The following is an 18,587-nucleotide window of genomic DNA, read 5'->3' on the forward strand; positions in this document are numbered from 1 at the left end:
CCCCGGGAACGTCAGCCAGGCAGAACCAGGCGCGGCTTCGGAGCGTCCAGGCGGCCCGTCTGGGGGCGGCGGCTTCCGGCCGCGTACGGCTGGGGCCATATCACCCCCGGCCCCGCATACCCCTGCTCCGCGGCAGCGTGCAGCGTCCAGTTCGGGTCGTAGAGGTGAGGGCGAGCCAGTGCGCACAGGTCCGTACGGCCCGCCAGAAGCAGGGAGTTGACGTCGTCCCAGGACGAGATCGCACCGACCGAGATCACCGGGACACCGGTCTCCCCGCGGATCCGGTCGGCGTACGGAACCTGGTAGGACCGTCCGTACGCGGGCCGCTCCCCGTCCACGACCTGCCCCGTGGACACATCGATCGCGTCGGCCCCGTGCGCGGCGAACGCCCGCGCGATCGCGACCGCGTCCTCGGCGCTCGTGCCGCCCTCGGCCCAGTCCGTCGCGGAGATCCGTACGGTCATGGGCCGGTCCTCCGGCCACACCGCGCGCACCGCGTCGAACACCTCCAGCGGGAACCGCAGCCGCCCTTTTGGCGAACCCCCGTACCCGTCCGTGCGCCGGTTCGTCAGCGGCGACAGAAACCCGGACAGCAGGTACCCGTGCGCGCAGTGCAGCTCCAGGAGGTCGAACCCGGACCCGGCCGCCCGCCGCGCCGCCGCCACGAACTCCTCGCGTATAACGGCCATCTCACCGGCCGTCAGCTCGTGCGGGATCTGGCTGCCGGGCTTGTACGGGAGCGCGGACGCCGCCACCAACGGCCAGTTGTCCTCCGCTGCGGGGAGCGGCTCGTCCATGCCCTCCCACATGAGCCGGGTGGAACCCTTGCGGCCCGCGTGCCCGAGCTGGACGCCGATCGCCGTACCGGGCGCCCGCGTGTGCACGAACTCGGTGATCCGGCCCCAGGCCGCGGCCTGTGCGGAGGTGTAGAGGCCGGCGCAGCCCGGGGTGATCCGGCCCTCGGCGCTGACGCACACCATCTCCGTCATGACGAGGCCCGCCCCGCCGAGGGCCCGCGCCCCGAGATGGACGAGGTGGAAGTCGCCGGGGACACCGTCCGCCGCCGAGTACATGTCCATCGGGGAGACGACCACCCGGTTGCGCAGGCGCAGCCCTCGCAACCGGAACGGCGTGAACATCGGGGGCGTGTCCGCGGGGCAGCCGAACTCCTCCTCGACCGCCGCGGTGAAGCGGGCGTCACGCAGCCGCAGATTGTCGTGCGTGACCCGGCGGCTGCGAGTGAGCAGGTTGAAGGCGAACTGCCGTGGTGGCTGCCCGAGATGGCGCGACAGGTCCTCGAACCATTCCAGGCTGGCCCGCGCCGCGCGCTGCGTGGAGGCGACGACGGGCCTGCGCTCGGCCTCGTACGCCTGCAACGCACCCTCGATCGTGGGGTGTTCGTGCAGACACGCGGCGAGTGCGAGGGCGTCCTCGACGGCGAGCTTGGTGCCGGAGCCGATGGAGAAGTGGGCGGTGTGCGCGGCGTCCCCGATGAGTACGCAATTGCCGTGCGACCAGCGGTCGTTGACGACGGTGCGGAAGGTGAGCCAGGCGGAGTTGTTGGACCGCAGGGACCGCCCGCCGAGCGCGTCGGTGAAGACCTTGGCGGCGCGTTCGGTCGTCTCGCGCACGTCCAGGTCCGCGAACCCGGCCGCCCGCCACACCTCCTCCCGCATCTCCACGATGACCGTGGACTCGCGGTCGCTGAACGGGTAGCCGTGCAGCTGCATCACCCCGTGCTCGGTCTCCGCGATCTCGAAGCGGAACGCCTCGAAGGCGAAGTCGGCGGCGAGCCAGATGTAGCGGTTGCGATGCTCCTCGATGTGCGGGCCGAACGCGTCGGCGTACGTCTCACGGGTCCGGCTGTGCACACCGTCGGCGGCGATGACCAGGTCGTACGCGGCGCGCAGCGCGTCGGCCGGTGGTGCCTCCGTGCGGAAGCGCAGGTCGACGCCGAGCCGGCGGCAGCGGTCCTGCAGGATCTCCAGGAGCCGGCGCCGGCCGAGGGCCGCGAAGCCGTGGCCGCCCGAGGTGTGGCGCACGCCCCGGTGCACCACGTCGATGTCGTCCCAGCGCACGAACTCGTCCCGCAGGGCCGCGTACACGACCGGGTCGGCGTGCTCGATGCCGCCGAGGGTCTCGTCGGAGAGGACGACGCCGAAGCCGAAGGTGTCGTCAGGTGCGTTGCGCTCCCAGACCGTGATCTCGCGGTCCGGGGCGAGACGCTTGAGGAGCGCGGCGGCGTACAGGCCGCCCGGTCCGCCGCCGACGACGGCGATGCGCTGTGCGCGCGTGGTCGCCCGCGTACTCACCGCGGACTCACCTCCCCTGCCACTTGGGCGGCCGCTTCTCGGTGAAGGCGGCGTGGAACTCGGCGTAGTCCTCGCCGTTCATGAGGAGCGCCTGCGTCGCCGCGTCCATCTCGACGGCCGCGGAGAGCGGCATGTCGAGTTCGGCGGTGAGCAGGGCCTTCGTCTGGGCGTACGCGAGGGCGGGCCCTTCGGCGAGCCGCTGGGCGAGGGCGAGCGCCGCCTCGTCGGCCCGGCCCTCGTCGGTCAACTCGCTGATGAGGCCGATCCGTTCGGCCTCCGGGGCGCGGACGGGGTCGCCGAGCATCAGCAGCCGGGTGGCGTGGCCGAGGCCGACGACGCGCGGCAGCAGATAGGCCGCTCCCATGTCACCGCCGGACAGGCCGACCTTGGTGAACAGGAACGCGAAGCGGGCGCTCGGGTCGGCGACCCGGAAGTCGGCGGCCAGGGCGAGGACGGCGCCCGCGCCCGCGGCGACCCCGTGCACGGCCGCGATCACGGGGAACGGCGCCTCCCGGACGGCCCGCACCACCTGGCCCGTCATCCGGTTGAAGTCGAGCAGCTGGGCGGTGTCCATGGCGAGGGTGGCGCCGATGATCTCGTCGACGTCACCGCCGGAGCAGAAGCCGCGCCCCTGCCCGGTGAGGACGAGGGCGCGGACCGTCTTCTCGCGGCTCAGCTCGGCGAGCAGGTCGCGCAGGTCGGCGTAGGCACCGAAGGTGAGGGCGTTGAGCTTCTCGGGCCGGGCGAGCGTGACGGTCGCGACGCCGCGTGCGTCCACGGCGTAGGCCAGATGGCGCCAGGTCTCGGTGCGCGGAGTGGAGCCGGTGAAGGGACTCATACGCGTGCGGCCTCCTACGGGCGGGCGTGGCGGGCGTTCGCGGCGGCTATCGTTCGAAGTTATCACCGGTTCGTGACTGCCGTCAGCAGAACGCGATAGACCTCGTGATCGGCGGCCTGCGACCCGGCATAAGCCCCGCGTCGGCCCATAGGGCCCAATGTCCCGAGGAACACCACCGGGAGCCTCTATCGGCGCACGCCGTACCATTCATAAAGTTGAAAGCAGGACGGCGCCCCGAGATGTCTTCCGTCCCGCTTCCTCCAGCCCGTCCCCGAGCCATCCCACTCAGGACTCGCCTTGCCCCCTCCCTCCGGCCCGCCCATCCCCACGTCGTGGCGGATGGCCCTGCCGCACACGGCCGCCGCCGTACCGGTCGCGCGTGCCCTCGTCCGCACCGCCCTGGCCGAGATCGAGTCTCCGGCGACCTGCGCGGACACCGCCGAGCTGCTCACGGCGGAGCTGGTGGCGAACGCGGTGGAGCACACGACGGGCGAGACCCCCATCGAGCTGGTGGTGGAGCTCCTGGAGACCGCCTGCCAGGTCGAGGTGCACGACCCGGACCCGTCGCCGCCCGCGGATCTCACCAACCCGGACGACGCCGAGATGCCCGACCCGTGGCAGGAGCACGGCCGCGGGCTGCTCCTCATCCGCACGCTCAGTTCGTCGTGCGGGCACCGCCCCACCGCGTCCGGCAAGGCGGTCTGGTTCACCCTTCCCGCGGTTCCGCGCCAGCGCCCGCCGTCGGAGTAGCGGCCTCGCCGAGCCGCGAGTGCCGGCGGCCGTAGAACGCGTAGACCAGCGCTCCCACGGCGAGGAACACCACGAACTGGACCCAGGTCGTCCAGCCCGTCCCCCAGATCAGGTAGAGGCACATCGCCACGCCGAGGGCCGGGCTGAGCGGGTACAGCGGCACCCGGAACGAGCGCGGGAGGCCCGCGTGCGAGCGGCGCAGGGCGACGACGGCGACGTTGACGGCGGCCATGGTGGCGAGCGTGCCGATGGTGGTCAGATTGACCACGGCGTCCAGTGACGAGAAGGCCGCCGGGACCGCGAAGACGAGCGCGACGATCCAGGTGTTGGCGACGGGCGTCGACGTCTTCGGGGAGACCCGCTCGAAGACCCGCGGGATCAGCCCGTCCCGGGACATCGACAGCAGGATGCGGGTCTGCCCGTACATCACCGCGAGCACGACGGAGGCGATGGCGACGACCGCGCCGAACGCGATGATGCCGCCGCCGACGGTGGAGTCCGTGACCTGGTTGACGACGAGGGAGAGCGCGGCGGGCTTGTCGCCGACGGCGTCCGCGCCGAGCGCGCCGATGGCCGCGACGGCGACGGCGCAGTACAGCAGCGTCACGACTCCGATGCAGATCAGGATCGCGATCGGAATGTTCCGCCGCGGGTTCTTGACCTCCTCGCCGGCCGTGGTGATCGCGTCGAAGCCGATGTACGAGAAGAAGGCGAGGGAGGCGCCGGAGGTGAGGCCGCCGATACCGGCCGACATGAACGGTGTCAGATGGCCCGCCTCGAAGGCGCTGAAGCCGATCGCGCAGAACGCGATCAGGATGCCGATCTTGAGGATCGCCATGGCGGCGGTGGCCCGCGCGCTCTCGCGGATGCCGCGCACCAGGAGCGTGGCGGCCATCAGGATCACGATGACGGCGGGCAGGTTGACGATGCCGCCGTCGCCGGGTCCGGCGGACAGCGCCTCGGGCAGCTGCCATCCGATGAGGCTGTTGAGCAGCTCGTTCAGGTACTGGCTCCAGCCGACGGCGACGGCCGAGACCGAGACGCCGTACTCCAGGAGCAGGCACCAGCCGACGAGGAACGCGACGCGCTCGCCGAGGGTCGCGTAGGCGAACGAGTACGAGGAACCGGAGACCGGGATCGCGCCGCCCAGCTCGGCGAAGGAGAACGCCGTGAAGATGCAGGTGATCCCGGCGAGCACGAACGAGATGACGACGGCGGGCCCGGCCTCGGCGACCGTGTCGGACAGGCCGACGAAGATGCCGGTGCCGACGATCGCGCCGACCCCGAAGCACACGAGCTGGAAGAGCCCCATCGTGCGCTTGAGGCCGTGCCCCTCCAGGTCGGCGCCGGACTCGGCGAGGAGGGACTCGGGGGACTTGATGCGCAGGCCGGTGGGGGTCGGCGACGGCGACGGCGACATGGGGGGTGGAGCTCTTTTCTTGTGGTGCGCTTTGTGAGGCGGTGGGGGTGCGACGGGGTGGGCCGCGGCTGGTGGGGCTGGGGAGGGTGTTCCGCCCCACCAGTGTGAACGGTTGTGCGGGCTTGGGTGTGACGTGTTACTTCTGGCCGAGCGTGGCGACCATGACGGCCTTGATGGTGTGCATCCGGTTCTCGGCCTCGTCGAAGACGACGGAGTGCGCCGACTCGAAGACCTCGTCGGTGACCTCGAGCGACTCCAGACCGTACTTGGCGTGGATCTCGCGCCCGACCTTGGTACCGAGGTCGTGGAAGGCGGGCAGGCAGTGCAGGAACTTCACGTCCGCGTTCCCCGTGGCGCGCAGCACGTCCATGGTCACCGCGTACGGCGTGAGCGACTTGATGCGCTCGTCCCAGACCTCCTCCGGCTCCCCCATGGACACCCAGACGTCGGTGACGACGAAGTCGGCGCCCGCGACGCCTTCCTCGACGGACTCGGTGAGCGTGATGCGGGCGCCGCTGCCCGCGGCCAGCTCGCGCGCCTTGGCGACGACCTCGTCCGCGGGCCAGTAGGACCGGGGCGCGACGATCCGTACGTCCATGCCCAGCAGGGCGCCGGTGACGAGGTAGGAGTTCCCCATGTTGAACCGGGCGTCGCCGAGGTACGCGAAGACCATGTCCGTCAGCGGCTTGTCGCTGTGCTCGGTCATCGTCAGGACGTCGGCGAGCATCTGGGTGGGGTGCCAGTCGTCGGTCAGCCCGTTGTAGACGGGGACGCCCGCGTGCTCGGCGAGCGTCTCGACGGTGTCCTGCGCATCGCCGCGGAACTCGATGGCGTCGAACATCCGGCCGAGCACCCGGGCGGTGTCCTTGCTCGACTCCTTCTTGCCTATGTGCGAGCCGGAGGGGTCGAGGTACGTCGTGGAGGCGCCCTGGTCGGCGGCGGCCACCTCGAAGGAGCAGCGGGTGCGGGTCGAGGACTTCTCGAAGATCAGCGCGACGTTCTTCCCGCGCAGGTACTGCGGCTCCGTGCCCGCCTTCTTGGCGGCCTTCAGCTCCGCGGCCAGGCCGACCAGACCGCGGAACTCCTCGGCGGTGAAGTCCGCCTCCTTGAGGAAGTGGCGGCCGGTGAGGTCGGGACGCTGGTCAGTCGCCATGGGGGCGCTCCTGGGATACGACGGGGACGGGCAGAACAAGAGAACCATGGAAGTCTATACGACCTTCCACATTTATATACGCTCACGTCGACCCGGACGCCGTCACCGCCCTCGCCCCGCCACCGTCATGGTGCCGCAGTCACCGGGTCCCTCTCGACCGGGCAGCTCATGCACCGCGGCCCGCCCCGCCCGCGGCCCAGTTCGCTGCCGGGGATCTCGATCACTTCGATGCCCTGTTTGCGCAGATACGTGTTCGTGGTCGCGTTCCGTTCGTACGCGACCACGACACCGGGTTCCACCGCGAGGACGTTGCAGCCGTCGTCCCACTGTTCGCGCTCGGCGGCGTGCACGTCCTGGCTGGCGCTCAGCACGCGGATCGCGCTCAGCCCGAGCGCCGCGGCGATGGCCCGGTGCATGTGCTCCGGCGGATGGTCGGTGACCTTCAGCTCCCGCGCCGAGCCGCCCGGCTCGATGGTGTACGAGCGCAGCATGCCGAGCCCCGCGTACTGCGTGAACGTCGAACCGTCGACCATCGTTATCACGGTGTCCAGATGCATCAGCGCCCGCCGCTTCGGAAGGTCGAGCGCGACGATGGTCCGCGCCGAGCCCGCCGCGAACAGCTTGTGGGCGAGCATCTCGACGGCCTGGGGCGTGGTGCGCTCGCTCATCCCGATCAGCACGGCGCCCTGCCCGATCACGAGGACGTCGCCGCCCTCGATCGTGCTCGGGAAGTCGGCCTGCCCCTCGGACCACACGTGGAAGTTCTCGTCACGGAAGAGCGGATGGTGCCGGTAGATCGCCTCGAAGTGGACGGTCTCGCGCTGCCGGGCCGGCCACCGCATGGCGTTGATGGAGACACCGTCGTAGATCCAGGCGGAGGTGTCGCGGGTGAAGAGGTGGTTGGGCAGCGGCCCGAGCAGGAAGTCGTCGAGCTCCATGACATGGAACCGGACGGACGTCGGCTCGGCATGCCGGTCGAGGAACTCCCGCTTCGTCATGCCGCCGATCAGCGCCTCGGCCAGCTCCCGCGCGGGCAGCGTCTCGAAGGCGGCCCGCAGCGCTCCGGTGGCGAGCGGGCCGTACTCCTTCTCGTCGAAGACCCGGTCCAGGACGAGGGAACGGGCCGCGTCGGACTCCAGTGTCTCGACGAGCAGATCGCCGAAGAGGTGCACGGTGACGCCCCGGTCGCGCAGCACGTCGGCGAACCCGTCGTGCTCCTGCCGGGCGCGCCGCACCCACAGCACGTCGTCGAAGAGGAGCTGGTCCTTGTTGCTGGGCGTGAGCCGCTTCAGCTCCAGATCGGGCCGGTGCAGAATGACGCGGCGCAGCCGCCCGGCCTCGGAGTCCACGTGAAGTCCCATGCGGTCATCATTGCCCCGCCAGGGGCGCGGGGAACTGCGCGAGCAACCACGACGGTGGTGCACCCGCACAGAATCCTCGACCGGCGACGGCGCGCGGGCCCCGGGGCTCTGCCCCGGGCCCCGCTCCTCAATCGCCGGAGGGGCTGATCCCCTCAGAACCCCTCAGAGCCGAGGATCAACCGGCTCGGACTCCAAGGCCAGCACCGCGAACACCGCCTCATGCACCCGCCACAACGGCTCCCCCTCCCCCAGCCGCTCCAGCGCCTCGACCCCCAGCCCGTACTCCCTGATGGCAAGACTCCGCTTGTGCCCGAGGAACCGCTGGCGCAGCTTCGCCAGGTTCTCCGGCCGCGTGTACTCCGGCCCGTAGATGATCCGCAGGTACTCCCGCCCCCGGCACTTGACGCCGGGCTGCACGAGCCGTCCCTTCTCGTCCCTGACCAGCGCCCCGACGGGCTTGACTACCATGCCCTCGCCGCCGCGCCCGGTCATCTCCAGCCACCAGTCGACGCCGGCCCGCACGGACTCCGGGTCCCCCGTCTCCACGTACAGCCGCCGCGTGGTCTGGAGCAGGCCGCTCCCGTCGTGCTCGACCATCCGGTCGATGAGCGCGAGCTGCTCGTCGTGCGGCAGCCCGGCCAGCGACCGGCCCCGCGCGGCGAGTATCTGGAACGGCGCGAGCCGTACCCCGTCGAGCCCGTCCGTGCTCCAGCAGTAGCGCCGGTACGCGTCCGTGAACGCGGCGGCGTCCGCGGCCCGCCCGCGCTGGCGGCTCAGCAGCCCGCCCACGTCGACGCCGCGCGCGGCCGCCGTCTCCAGCGCGCCGAGCACGCCGGGAAAGACGGCGCCGGAGGCCGCGCCGACCGCCGCGTACTGCGAGCGCAGCAGCCCGGACGCCTTGAGCGACCAGGGCATCAACTCGGCGTCGAGCAGCAGCCAGTCGGTGTCGAGCTCGTCCCACAGCCCGGCCTCGCCGACCGCGTCACGGACCCGGCCAAGGACCTCCTCGGTCACCTCCCGGCTGTCGAAGAACGGGCGTCCGGTCCGCGTGTAGAGGGAGCCCGTCACCGAGCCGTCCTCCACCCCGAACCGCTCGCGCGCCGCCTCCGCGTCCTTGCAGACGAGCGCCACGGCCCGCGACCCCATGTGCTTCTCCTCGCACACGACGCGGGTCACCCCGTCGGCCGCGTACTGGGCGAACGCCTCGGCCGGGTGCTCCAGGTAGCCGTCCTGCGACGACGTGGCGGTGGGCGCCATCGTCGGCGGCAGGTACGGCACCAGACGCGGGTCGACCGCGAAGCGGCTCATGACTTCAAGGGCCGCCGCCGCGTTCTCCTCGCGTACGGTGACCCGGCCGGTGTGCCGGGTCTCCACGGTGCGGCGGCCGTGCACGTCGGCCAGGTCGAGCGGTCTGCCCTCGTGCCCGCCGGGCGCCTCGGACGCCAGCGGCCGGACCGGCTCGTACCAGACCTGCTCGGCCGGTACGTCGACGAGCTCGCGCTCCGGCCAGCGCAGCGCGGTCAGCTTGCCGCCGAACACGACGCCGGTGTCCAGGCAGACGGTGTTGTTGAGCCAGGTCGCCGTGGGGACCGGGGTGTGGCCGTAGACCACGGCCGCCTTGCCCCGGTAGTCCTCGGCCCACGGGTAGCGCACGGGCAGGCCGAACTCGTCGGTCTCCCCGGTCGTGTCCCCGTACAGCGCGTGCGAGCGCACCCGGCCGGAGGTCCGCCCGTGGTACTTCTCGGGCAGCCCGGCGTGGCACACGACGAGCTTCCCGCCGTCGAGGACGTAGTGGCTGACGAGTCCGCGGACGAACTCGCGCACCTCGGCGCGGAAATCCTCGCTCTCGTTCCCCAACTGGGCGACGGTCTCGGCGAGTCCGTGCGTGTGCTGCACGTTCCTGCCCTTGAGCCAGCGCTCCAGCTTGTTCTCGTGGTTGCCGGGCACGCACAGCGCGGAACCGGCCTTCACCATCCCCATGACGCGGCGCAGCACGCCCGGCGTGTCGGGTCCGCGGTCGACGAGGTCGCCGACGAACACGGCGGTACGCCCTTCGGGGTGCACGCCGTCCTCGTAGCCCAACTGCTCCAGCAGCGTCTCCAGTTCGCTCGCGCAGCCGTGGATGTCGCCGACGATGTCGAACGGCCCCGTGAGGTGCCTCAGGTCGTTGAACCGCTTCTCGCGCACGACACTCGCACTCTCGACTTCCGCGACCCCGCGCAGCACATGCACCTTGCGGAAGCCCTCGCGCTCCAAGTGCCGCAGGGAGTGGCGCAGTTCGCGGGTGTGGCGGGTGATGACGCGGCGCGGCATGTCGGCGCGGTCGGTGCGGGCCGCGTTCCGTGCGGCGCACACGTCCTCGGGGACGTCGAGGACGATGGCGATCGGCAGCACGTCGTACTTGCGGGCCAGCTCGACGAGCTGGCGGCGGCCGTCCTGCTGGACGTTGGTCGCGTCGACGACGGTCAGCCGGCCCGCGGCGAGCCGCTTGCCCGCGATGTAGTGCAGCACGTCGAAGGCGTCACGGCTGGCGCTCTGGTCGTTCTCGTCGTCGGCGACCAGGCCACGGCAGAAGTCGCTTGAGATGATCTCGGTGGAGGCGAAGTGGGCCCGCGCGAAGGTGGACTTGCCCGAGCCGGACGCGCCGACCAGTACGACGAGGGAGAGGTCGGTGACGGGCAGCGTCCGTGCGTCGTCCTTCTCGATGGTCCGGGTACTGATGTCGCTCATGCGGCCTCCACCTCCGTCTTCTCGTCCGTCTTGGTGTCTGTTTTCTTGCCCGTCTTCTGGGGGCCCGTCGGCGCGGTCTTCTGAGTGCCCGTCGGCGCGTTCGGGGTCGTACCGTTCGAGTCGGTCAGGGTGAACACGGCCATCTGCGTGGGCGGCCCCACCTCGGCGTCCTCGGGCCCGACCGGCACGTACCGCACCCGGTACCCGTGCCGGACGGCCACGCGCTCCGCCCAGTCGCGGAACTCCTGCCGTGTCCACTCGAACCGGTGGTCGCCGTGCCGGACGTGCCCGGCGGGCAGCGTCTCCCAGCGCACGTTGTACTCGACGTTCGGCGTCGTCACCAGGACGGTGCGGGGCCGCGCGGAGCCGAACACCGCGTATTCGAGCGCGGGCAGGCGCGGCAGATCGAGGTGCTCGATGACTTCACTGAGCACCGCAGCGTCGTACCCCTTCAGCCGCTTGTCGGTGTACGCGAGCGACCCCTGGAACAACTGCACGCGCGCGGCCTGCCGCTCCCCCATCCGGTCCAGCTTGAGCCGGCGGGCGGCGATGGTCAGCGCCCGCACGGACACGTCGACGCCCACGATCTCGCCGAACCGCACATCCTTCAGCAGCGCCTGCAGCAACTGGCCCTGCCCGCAGCCCAGATCGAGCACCCGTGCCGCACCCGCCTCGTGCAGCGCGGCGAGGATCGCCTCACGCCGCTGCACGGCCAGCGGCACCGGCCGCTCCTCGGTGTCGCTCTGCTCGTCCACGGCATTGTCGATCTCGGCGACGTCCGTGTCATCGGCGTCCGCGAGCCGCACCAGCTCAAGTCGCTCCATCGCCTCCCGGGTCAGCGCCCAGCGCCGCGAGAGGTACCGGCTGGTGATCAGCTTCTGCTCGGGGTGCTCGGCCAGCCACCCCTCACCCGCGCGCAACAGCTTGTCGACCTCGTCGGCCGACACCCAGTAGTGCTTGGCGTCGTCGAGGACCGGCAGCAGCACATACAGGTGCCGCAGCGCCTGCGCCAGCCGCAACTCGCCCTCCAGCACGAGCCGTACGTACCGCGACGCACCCCACTCGGGGAACCGCTCGTCCAACGGCACGGACTCGGCCTCGACCGCCCAGCCGAGCGGCTCGAACAGCTTCCGTACGAGATCGGGTCCGCCCCGCGCGGGCAGCGCGGGCACCTCGATACGCAGCGGCAGGGTCTCCTCGGCGCGCTCGGGCCGCGCCTTGCAGACTCCGCGCAGCGCGCTGGAGAACACGGCGCTCAGCGCGACCGCGAGCAGCGACGACGCGGCGTAGGGCCGGTCGTTCACATACTGCGCGAGCGCCGCGTCGGGGGCGCCGCCGCGGCCCTTGCCCTTGCCGCGCCGGACCAGCGCCACCGGATCGACCTCCAGGAGCAGCGCGGCCGTGCAGCGCTCCGCGCTCGCCTCGGGGTAGAGGACGTGCGCGGTGCCGTAGGAGGTGGAAAACGCCTGCGCGCTCTCGGGATGCTTGTGCAGCAGGAACCCGAGGTCGGTCGCGGGGCGGTCCGGGGTGCCGGTGGTGCTGATCGTCAGGAACACAAGGCCGAGTCTCCCGCGCCGCCCGGCCCCCGGCCAGCGAGTTTCCCGTTCCTAGAGCTGCGACTGCACCTGCGAGGAGATCAGTTCCAGGTGGTCGAGATCGTCGAGGTCGAGGATCTGGAGGTAGACGCGCCCCGAGCCGATCGCCGCGTACCGGCCCAGCTTGTCCACCACCTCGGCCGGGGAACCCGCGAGGCCGTTGGCCTTCAGCTCCTCGACATCCCTGCCGATCGTCTCCGCCCTGCGCTTCACCTCCTCGTCGTCCTTTCCGACACACGCCACCAGCGCGTTCGAGTACACCAGGTCGTCGCCGGCGCGCCCGGCCTGCTCGGCGGCCGCCCGCACCCGGCCGAATTGCCGCTCGCTGTCCTCGATCGACGCGAACGGCATGTTGAACTCGTCCGCGTACCGCGCCGCCAGCCGCGGCGTGCGCGTCGGCCCGTGCCCGCCGATCAGCACCGGCACCTTGCCCTGCGCGGGCTTGGGCAGCGCCGGGGAGTCGGTCAGCTGGTAGTGCGTGCCGTCATGACTGAACGTGGACCCGGGCTCGGTCGCCCAGAGACCGGTGACGATCGCCAACTGCTCCTCCAGCCGCGCGAACTTCTCCTTCGGGAACGGGATCCCGTACGCCTTGTGCTCCTCCTCGAACCAGCCCGTGCCCAGGCCCAGTTCGACCCGGCCGCCCGACATCTGGTCGACCTGGGCCACCTGGATCGCCAGCACACCCGGCAGCCGGAAGGTGCCGGCGGTCATCAGCGTGCCGAGCCTGATCCGCTTGGTCTCCCGGGCGAGACCGGCCAGCGTGATCCAGGCGTCCGTCGGACCGGGGAGCCCGTCGGACGTACCCATGCGCAAGTAGTGGTCCGAGCGGAAGAAGGCGTCAAAGCCGAGGTCCTCGGTCGCCTTGGCCACGGCCAGGAGCGTGTCGTAGGTGGCCCCTTGCTGGGGTTCCGTGAAAATTCGAAGATCCATACCCCCCATCCTGCACGTCCGGATCCATCCCGCACGGCCGGATGCACCCTGCACGGCCGGATGCACCCTGCACGGTCGGATCCCTCCTGCACGCGCGGATCCGTCCTGCACTGTCCGAGGGGCGTCAACCGCACCGGTCCCGCCGGTCGCAAGCCGCGCCGGGAGCGACCGTGCCGGAGCAGCAGGGTGCGCCCTCAGGGCTGCTCCAGCAGATGGAGCAGCTGATGGCGGCGCTCAACGCCGACCTGTCGCGGCTCGACGCCGATCTGCCGCAGGCCCCCTGGACCTCCCGGCCCGGCCCCGAGGACGTCTGACGGTGCCGCCCCGCTGAGGGAGAGCATCGGTCAGGCCGCCGAGTCCGAGTCGGGCTCCACCTCCGGTCTGCGCGGCCGGCTGTCCCACTGCGGAAGTCGCCGCAGTATCTCCAGGACGTGGTCCCGGGACTCGTCCGCCGCGTCGATCGCTTCCATGCACTGCCAGTAGGCCCCTTCCTCGAAGGACGCGCTCGCCACGGCGACGAGCGCGATGCCCACGTCTCCGAGGAGCGCACCGAGCCCGCGCAGCGCCTCGTGCACCTCGCCCAGCGCGGTCAGCTGCGCCGCCCGTATGCCGCCCGCGCCCACCACCGGGATCACCGAGCCGCCACTGCCGCGTGCCCCCGCCTCGGTGAGGGCGCGCGCCTCGCCTCGTAACTCCGGTGGCCCCTGCAGCGCGAGTCGACTGCCGATCGCCTGGGCCAATGCCTGTGCCTGCCACGCCTCCCTCATGATGTCCGGCGCGTCCTGGCTCTGTGCCAGGGCCCGTCGGCCGACCCCGATGAGCCGCACCGCATCCATCCGCGTCCCCGTCCGTCCTGCCCGAACTCCCTTGCTCACTACCCAGAGTGAGGGTCCGCGAGACGAAAAGCCAGAGGAAGCCCGAAATCTGTGGACACTGCGTACGTTCTGAACAACTTCATGACTCCGGAGAGTGACACTCGGCCGGTGCCGGGAAGCGGTTCTCGTTGCGGTCGATCTTCGCCGCGAGGGCGGCCAGCGCGTCGATGCCGAGGACTTCGCACAGTTGCAGCAGATACGCGAGGACGTCGGCGACCTCGTCCTCGACGCGATGTGCCGACTCGGGGGCGTCCATCACCCGTTCCGACTGCTCGGGCGTCAACCACTGGAAGATCTCGACCAGTTCGGCCGCCTCGACACTGAGCGCCGCGGCCAGGTTCTTCGGGGTGTGGAAGGGCTCCCAGTTCCGGGCGGCGGCGAAGCGCGCGAGCCGGGTCTGGAGCGTCGCCACGTCGAGCAGGGGCCTGTCATCGGTTCCGTCTGTCACGGCTTCAGGTCTACCACCGCCGCGCCGCACGCCCGTGCCGCCCCCTCAGCGGCGCCGCCCGCGCCCACCGCGGCGACGAGCCGGATGTGGCCGCGGGCGCACATGCGGTCCGCCAGCGCGACGAGTTCGGCGCTCTGCACCGGATCGAGCCCCCGGTCGAGACCGTCGGCCAGGACGGTCAGGCTCTGGTAGGCCTCGGGCACCTCGGCCGCCGTGTCGACCTCCAGGACGCGGGGCCCTGTGAGCAGGACGAGGGCGAGGGCCAGGTACCTCAACTCGCCGTCCGCCAGCCGCTCGACCGGGGTGCGCGAACCGTCGCCGCGGTCGATGACGGCCCGTACGGCGCCCTCCGGGGTCTGTTCGGCGAGCACGTCCGCCACGCGCCCCGCGAGGCCGGCCCGGGCCGCGGTGACCAGGAGGGCGTGCCGGGTGCCGCACTCGGCGCGCGTGCGGCGCAGCACCCTCGCGAGGTTGTCGCAGCCGCCGGACAGCCGGTCGGCGCGCCTCGGAGCGGGGACCCGCATGCGGTCCGGGGCCGGGTCGCAGGGGAACACCGAGCGCAGCCCGACCACGACCTGTTCGGCGGCGGCGAGGACCCGCCGCTGTCCTTCGGTGCGGCCGGCGACGCGCAGCGGGAGGAGCGCCGTGCCGAGCAGGTCGTCGGGGAGCGGGCCGCGCGTCACGGGCACGGATCCCGCGGTGTGCCAGGCGGCCTGGACATCGCGCCGGCCGGGGTCGCGCAGAGCGGTCTCGAGGTAGGTGATGCCGGGGCCGGTCAATCGCTCGCCCACGACCCGGAGTTCGGGTTCGGCCTGGACGGCGAGGTCCAGGCGGACCGGTCCGGCCGGCCCGTCGACCGTGCAGCCGATACGGAAGCCGCGGCGGTGCTGGGCGTCGGGCCTGGCGCGTTCGGGGACGTGGCGCCGCGGGTCGGGGAAGACGTCCGCCAGGCTCGCTCCGCCACCGAGTCCGGCGAGTGCTTCGAGGGCCCGCAGCGCGCTGGACTTTCCGCTGCCGCTGGGGCCCGTCAGGACGGTGAACGGGCCGAGGGGGACGGTCGCTCCGCGGTGGCGGCCGAAGGCCGAGAGGCGGAGTTCGGTCACGCTCGGGCGGTCCGGGGAGACGCCGACTGGCGACGGGGGCGCGCCCCGGTGGAGCACGGTCATGGGGTGACGGTAGGGGGCCCGCCGTCCGCAGAACCGTTCCCTCCCCCATGGCTTCCTACGATCGGGGGACTATGCCTTCCGGGCTTGCCACCGGATCCCGCTCTGCGACCCAGGCCGTCCCGCTCTGCGACCCAGGCCGTCCCGCTCTGCGACCCGGGCCGGATCCCGCTCTGCGACCCAGGCCGGAACCCGGGCTACTGAGCGGTCGGCAGACCGGGCTCCGGTCGTCTCAGGAGAGTGCGCCCGCTCCGGCCACCAGGCCCTGCACCTCGGTTCCAGGAGGCGCCAGGAGGAAGACGTTGCGGTCGACGCGGTGCATGCCGCAGCCGAGGCCGAGGACGACGCCGCTGCTGAAGTCCAGGACGCGCTTGGCCGTGTCGCCCTCGGCTCCCGACAGGTCGAGCAGGACCGGGATGCCGGACATGACGGTCTCGGCGACCTCGCGCGCGTCGCCGAAGACGTTGACCCGCAGGACGACGAAGCGGCGGCGTGGCTCGGTCTCGGGTTCGGGAATCGCCCTGTGGCCGACCGCCGACGGCCACTCGTTGCGGCTGCGCAGCGGTACGACCTGGGCGAGCCCCTCCCACTGTTCGTCGGTGACGTCGTGGCCGTTCACTGCCCCCACCCCGTCCGGGCTCGCACTGATGTCTGCACCGGACAATTCTTACGCCATGTCACCCGTTCAGCCCAACACCGACACGGACCGGAGTCCTACGCGGCCAGGGTGACGGCCTCCACCGCGGGCACCCGGACCCCGCGGCGCGCGGTGACCAGGCTGGTGACCAAAGTGGCCGCGGCGGCCATGGCCACCACCGTGATCCAGATGCCGAGCCCCCGCTCCGGCAGCAGCCCGTCGGTGCGTACGGCGGTGAACGGGACGATGCCCGCGAGCGCCGCGAGTGTGCCGAAGAACACTCCGGTGACCGTCAGGACGACGCCTTCCACCGCGACGGTTCCCAGCACCTGGGCGGGGGTCGCGCCGGCCAGGCGCTGCTGCCCGAACTCACGTACGCGGTAGGCCGTGGCGGCGTACAGGGAGTTGATCAGCATGATGCAGGCGAAGACGACGATGATGCCGACGACCGTGAAGTTCAGTGTCTCGAGGCTCTTGTCCTCCACCGACTTGGCCAGGCCCGATGCCTTGATGGCGTCGTTCTCGACACCCTGCATGTACAGCGTCGCGGTGGCCATGCCGGTGAAGAGGATCAACGGCATGAGGACGCCGGAGAGTTCGGGCGCGCGGCGGCGCATGTTCCGCACCGTCAGGTAGCCGCTCGCCCCGGCGAGGGCCGTGAGGAGGGGTTCCACGCGGCCGAGGACGGTGCGCAGCAGGCTCGTGGAGACGAGGGCGAAACCGACGGAGAGGAGGATCGCCCCGTAGGCGGGGGCCGCCATCAGGGCCGCGTCGGTGGCCTTCATGGCGAAGGTGCCGCAGACGGCGAGCGCGCCGGCCAGGAGGGCCGCCCAGGAGGCGAACTTCCGTGCCCGCCCCTTGGGTCGGCGGCCGCCCGTGGCCGCCTTAGTGGCGCGGCGCACGGCGAGGAAGGCCGCGCCGGCCGCCGCGAGGAGCGTGACGACGAAGCCGGACATGAGGGCGATCGGGCCGAAGGCGTGGTCGACGGAGCCGGCGACCTGGCCGCTGTCCTTGAAGACGTCGAGCAGGACGTTCCCGCCGAGCACGGCGGGGCCGATCGCGAGCAGCGTGCCCACGAGCGCGACGGCGACGGATTCGCCGACGACCATGCGCTTGATCTGGGCGGGCGTGGCGCCGGTGGTGCGCAGCAGGGCGATCTCCTCCGCGCGTTGCCGCACGTTGACGGTGAGCGTCGACGCGATCGCGAAGAAGACCAGGAGGGTGCCGTAGCCGCCGACGACGCTCGCCGCGGTGGTGAGCGTGTCCGCGCTCACCGTGTCGATGCCGTCCGCGCTCGCCGTGTCGTGCATCGAGTTGAACGTCATGATGATGGCCGCGCCGAGAAAAGCGGACAGGAGGGTGGCGAGAAAACGTCCGGGGCGCTTACGTACGGAGCGCGCTGCGAGGCCGAGCATGGTGAACACGGTTCACACTCCTGTCATCGTCGTGGCGGACGTTCCGTCGAGGTCGTCGCCGAGGTGGGCGAGGCGCTCGGCGATCTGATCGACCGTCGGGGCCCGCATCTGCCCCGCGAGCCGGCCGTCGGCGAGGAACTGCACGGTGTCCGCGTACGACGCCGCGACCGGGTCGTGCGTCACCATCACCACGGTCCTGCCGTGCAGCCGCACGGTCTCCTGGAGCAGCCGCAGCACATCGCGGGCGCTGCGGGTGTCGAGGGCGCCGGTCGGCTCGTCCGCGAAGATCACGGAGGGTTCCGTGACCAGGGCGCGGGCGATGGCGACGCGCTGGCGCTGGCCGCCGGAGAGCTGGTCGGGAGTGTGCCCGAGCCGGTCGCCGAGGCCGACGCCGGTGAGGATCTGCTCGGCCCTCGCCCGGTGCACGCGCCGCCCGGCGAGCCGGAGCGGCAGGACCGTGTTCTGCGCGACGGTGAGCGTGGGCAGCAGGTTGTACTGCTGGAAGACGAAGCCGATGCGGGTGCGGCGGAACTTGGTGAGCGCCGCCTCGCCGCGGGCCGGGCCGGGGCCGCCCGTCATCTCCTCGCCGTCGACCACGACCAGTCCGCTGTCGGGGCGGTCGAGCCCGGCCGCGCAGTGCAGCAGCGTCGACTTGCCGGAGCCGGAGGGGCCCATCACGGCCGTGAAACTGCCGGTGGGAAGGCTCAGGGTGACGTCGTCGAGCGCCTTGACCAGTGCGCCGCCTTCCGCCGTCCCCGTGTCGCCGTACGTCTTGGTGACCCTGACGAGGCGGAGCGCCTCGCCGCGGCCGTACTCGGATGTCCGTGCGTGCCGATGGTTCTTCCGCATGTCGCCGATCCCCTCGTCCGGCGCCCCGTGCGCCTCTACCAAGACGCTAGGGACGGCGGCCGCGCGACACATTGGGCGTACGGCCCGGACCGGGGGTGTCGCTACGTA

The 18,587-nt window shown here is 71.7% G+C and carries 16 protein-coding genes; 2 read left to right on the top strand and 14 right to left on the bottom strand.

Features of this window, described 5'->3' with window-relative positions; genetic code table 11:
* Positions 1-11: 11 nt before the first annotated feature.
* Positions 12-2,312 (bottom strand): bifunctional salicylyl-CoA 5-hydroxylase/oxidoreductase, encoded by a 2,301-nt coding sequence (locus ABD366_RS29975; RefSeq protein WP_324769235.1) that lies wholly within the window; start codon positions 2,310-2,312, stop codon positions 12-14.
* Positions 2,313-2,319: 7 nt separating this feature from the next.
* The gene (locus ABD366_RS29980; RefSeq protein ID WP_324769234.1) at positions 2,320-3,150 is read right to left on the bottom strand and encodes an enoyl-CoA hydratase family protein; all 831 of its coding nucleotides are present in this window, start codon (positions 3,148-3,150) and stop codon (positions 2,320-2,322) included.
* A 339-nt stretch (positions 3,151-3,489) separates the two neighbouring features.
* Here ABD366_RS29980 and ABD366_RS29985 point away from each other — a divergent pair, with 339 nt between their 5' ends.
* Positions 3,490-3,900, top strand: coding sequence for an ATP-binding protein (locus tag ABD366_RS29985; protein ID WP_324769268.1), 411 nt, complete (start codon positions 3,490-3,492; stop codon positions 3,898-3,900).
* On the opposite strand, the gene ABD366_RS29990 is transcribed toward ABD366_RS29985, so the two are convergent.
* The 6 genes from ABD366_RS29990 to ABD366_RS30015 form a co-directional block, all read right to left on the bottom strand.
* Positions 3,857-5,320 (bottom strand): amino acid permease, encoded by a 1,464-nt coding sequence (locus ABD366_RS29990; RefSeq protein WP_324769233.1) that lies wholly within the window; start codon positions 5,318-5,320, stop codon positions 3,857-3,859. The genes ABD366_RS29985 and ABD366_RS29990 overlap by 44 nt on opposite strands.
* Before the next feature lie 136 nt (positions 5,321-5,456).
* A complete protein-coding gene (gene argF / locus ABD366_RS29995; RefSeq protein ID WP_324769231.1) occupies positions 5,457-6,473 on the bottom strand; it encodes an ornithine carbamoyltransferase in 1,017 nt (338 codons plus the stop codon).
* A 125-nt stretch (positions 6,474-6,598) separates the two neighbouring features.
* Positions 6,599-7,834, bottom strand: coding sequence for an arginine deiminase (locus ABD366_RS30000; protein WP_324769229.1), 1,236 nt, complete (start codon positions 7,832-7,834; stop codon positions 6,599-6,601).
* A gap of 162 nt (positions 7,835-7,996) precedes the next feature.
* Positions 7,997-10,564, bottom strand: coding sequence for a polynucleotide kinase-phosphatase (locus ABD366_RS30005; RefSeq protein WP_324769228.1), 2,568 nt, complete (start codon positions 10,562-10,564; stop codon positions 7,997-7,999).
* On the bottom strand, positions 10,561-12,120 hold the full coding sequence (locus tag ABD366_RS30010) for a 3' terminal RNA ribose 2'-O-methyltransferase Hen1 (RefSeq protein WP_324769227.1): 1,560 nt from the start codon (positions 12,118-12,120) through the stop codon (positions 10,561-10,563). The genes ABD366_RS30005 and ABD366_RS30010 overlap by 4 nt, the downstream gene beginning before the upstream one ends.
* A gap of 51 nt (positions 12,121-12,171) precedes the next feature.
* On the bottom strand, positions 12,172-13,092 hold the full coding sequence (locus ABD366_RS30015; protein WP_324769225.1) for an LLM class F420-dependent oxidoreductase: 921 nt from the start codon (positions 13,090-13,092) through the stop codon (positions 12,172-12,174).
* Between the two features lie 170 nt (positions 13,093-13,262).
* On the opposite strand from ABD366_RS30015, the gene ABD366_RS30020 reads away from it, so the two are divergent.
* On the top strand, positions 13,263-13,406 hold the full coding sequence (locus ABD366_RS30020) for a hypothetical protein (RefSeq protein ID WP_324769223.1): 144 nt from the start codon (positions 13,263-13,265) through the stop codon (positions 13,404-13,406).
* A gap of 30 nt (positions 13,407-13,436) precedes the next feature.
* On the opposite strand, the gene ABD366_RS30025 is transcribed toward ABD366_RS30020, so the two are convergent.
* The 6 genes from ABD366_RS30025 to ABD366_RS30050 form a co-directional block, all read right to left on the bottom strand.
* Entirely contained in the window at positions 13,437-13,928 is a 492-nt protein-coding gene (locus tag ABD366_RS30025; protein ID WP_324769222.1) for a DUF6099 family protein, read from the bottom strand.
* 118 nt (positions 13,929-14,046) lie between these two features.
* Positions 14,047-14,415 (bottom strand): nucleotide pyrophosphohydrolase, encoded by a 369-nt coding sequence (locus ABD366_RS30030; protein ID WP_324769220.1) that lies wholly within the window; start codon positions 14,413-14,415, stop codon positions 14,047-14,049.
* Entirely contained in the window at positions 14,412-15,581 is a 1,170-nt protein-coding gene (locus tag ABD366_RS30035; RefSeq protein ID WP_324769219.1) for an AAA family ATPase, read from the bottom strand. The genes ABD366_RS30030 and ABD366_RS30035 overlap by 4 nt, the downstream gene beginning before the upstream one ends.
* 229 nt (positions 15,582-15,810) lie before the next feature.
* Positions 15,811-16,197: a cell division protein SepF gene (locus ABD366_RS30040; protein ID WP_324769218.1), complete on the bottom strand. Its 387-nt coding sequence runs from the start codon at positions 16,195-16,197 to the stop codon at positions 15,811-15,813.
* Between the two features lie 95 nt (positions 16,198-16,292).
* Positions 16,293-17,630, bottom strand: coding sequence for an FtsX-like permease family protein (locus ABD366_RS30045; RefSeq protein WP_324769267.1), 1,338 nt, complete (start codon positions 17,628-17,630; stop codon positions 16,293-16,295).
* A gap of 12 nt (positions 17,631-17,642) precedes the next feature.
* Entirely contained in the window at positions 17,643-18,479 is an 837-nt protein-coding gene (locus tag ABD366_RS30050) for an ABC transporter ATP-binding protein (protein ID WP_324769217.1), read from the bottom strand.
* Positions 18,480-18,587 lie beyond the last annotated feature (108 nt).

The organism is Streptomyces kunmingensis (assembly GCF_039533535.1).
In the GTDB taxonomy this organism is placed as follows: domain Bacteria; phylum Actinomycetota; class Actinomycetes; order Streptomycetales; family Streptomycetaceae; genus Streptomyces; species Streptomyces kunmingensis.